The sequence below is a fragment of the Arhodomonas sp. KWT genome (assembly GCF_010993615.1).
Genome location: NZ_WNXE01000350.1, coordinates 1 through 1,973, shown reverse-complemented (window position 1 = coordinate 1,973; position 1,973 = coordinate 1). Strand labels below are relative to the sequence as shown.

At 63.4% G+C, this 1,973-nt stretch carries 1 protein-coding gene; it reads left to right on the top strand.

The features are described from left to right. Positions 1-1,817: TonB-dependent siderophore receptor (locus tag G7A99_RS18800; RefSeq protein WP_163143066.1), on the top strand; the 1,817-nt coding region annotated here is incomplete at its 5' end. Between the last annotated feature and the right edge of the window lie 156 nt (positions 1,818-1,973).

The window sequence follows — 1,973 nt, the reverse complement described above, 5'->3', positions numbered from 1 at the left end:
CCGGCCGCTACGATTATCTGGTGCTGCGCGGCTTCGCCGACGGCAGCATCAACAACACGTTCCTCGACGGCCTCAAGGTCATGGGGGACAGCGGTTCCTACAGCTCGATGAGCATCGACCCGTACTTCCTGCAGGACATCGAGGTGGTCAAGGGACCTGCCGCGGTGCTGTACGGGCGCTCCTCCCCCGGCGGGATCGTGGCGCTGAGCAGCAAGCGGCCCGAGTTCCGGCGCAGCGGCGAGGTGCGTTTCCGTGTCGGTAACAACGACCAGCGCAGCGCGGCCTTCGATCTCACCGGTCCCGTGGGTGAGGACGGCAATGTCGCCTATCGCCTGACCGGTCTCGGCAGCGCCGAGGATACCCAGTTCGGCCCCGTCGAGCAGGCGCGCTATGCCTTCGCGCCGTCGCTGACCTGGGATGTCTCCCCGGACACCGATCTCACCCTTCTGGCCTATTTCCAGAAAGACCCGGAAGGGGGGTACCACTCCGGCCTGCCTTACGAGGGGACGGTCGATGACCATGCCGGCATCCACCTCGACAACACCTTCTTCGAAGGGGAGCCGGATTACGAGAAATACGAGCGTACCGAGCGGATGCTCGGCTACGAGTTCGAGCACCAGTTCAATGATCGCTGGCGGTTCCGCCAGAAGGCCCGCTATCTCAACTCCGACGTCGAGATGGACCAGGTCTACGCCTACGGCTGGGTCTCGGACACCGATCTCATCCGCTACTATTCCGGCGGCGACGAGGATCTGTCTGCGTGGACGATGGACAACCAGCTGGAGGCGGACCTGACCAGCGGTCCGGTCGAACACACCGTGCTCCTCGGCGTCGACTACCAGCACCGCGATAACGACGTGGTCTGGGACTATGGAACCGTCGACAGCCTGGACGCCACCGACCCCCAGTACGGCAGCGATGTCTCGGTCTACCGCACCGACCGGCACGATCGGGAGCTGAGCCAGACCGGTCTCTATCTCCAGGACCAGATGGCGATCGGTAACTGGCGTCTCGTCGTCGGTGGCCGCCACGACTGGATCGACATCGAGAACACCGACAAGGACACCGACACCAGCAGCGAGCTGGACGACACCCAGTTCAGCGGCCGTGCCGGTGCACTCTACCTCTTCGACAACGGCGTCGCTCCCTACCTGAGCTACTCCACCTCGTTCTCGCCGAACAGCACCACTGACGAGAACGGCGATCTCCTCAAGCCCACCGAGGGTGAACAGGTGGAGACCGGGCTGAAGTACCAGCCGCCGGGCACCAGCGACCGTTACAGCGTCTCGCTGTTCCATATCACCCAGGAGAACGTCTCCACCAAGGACCCGAACGAGAGCTTCTACCGTGCCGTCGGCGAGATCCGTTCCCAGGGCGTGGAGCTCGAGATGCGCAGCCGCCTCACCGAGAACCTGTCGGTGCGGGGCGGCTACACTTATACCGACGTCACCTACGAGGAGACCGAGGACGATACCGAAGGCAACACGGCCAACCAGGTGCCGAAACACCAGGTGTCGCTGTGGGGGAACTACACGTTCCACGATGGCACGCTCGCCGGCGTGCGTACCGGGCTCGGGGTGCGCTACAACGCCGACATCTATGCCGATGAGGAGAACACCGAGAAGGTGCCGGACTACACCGTGGTCGACGCCATGCTCGGCTATGATTTCTCCCGCGTCGGCATCGATGGCATGAGTGCGCAGCTCAACGTGTCGAACCTCTTCGACCGGGAGTACATCGCCTCCTGCTACGACCTCAACTACTGCTACTACGGCCGTGAGCGGACCGTCCGGGCGACGCTCACCTACCGCTTCTAGCGCGCGCCCGGCAGGCGCGGAGGTGACGTGCGGACACGTCACCTCCGCGTGGCTCATGTCGTGGCGATCAATGCACGGCTGAGTTTGATAATGATTCCCATTATTCGTACTCTATAGCCCTTCTCTTGCCACGGCTGGATCGGAGGTCGTCATGTC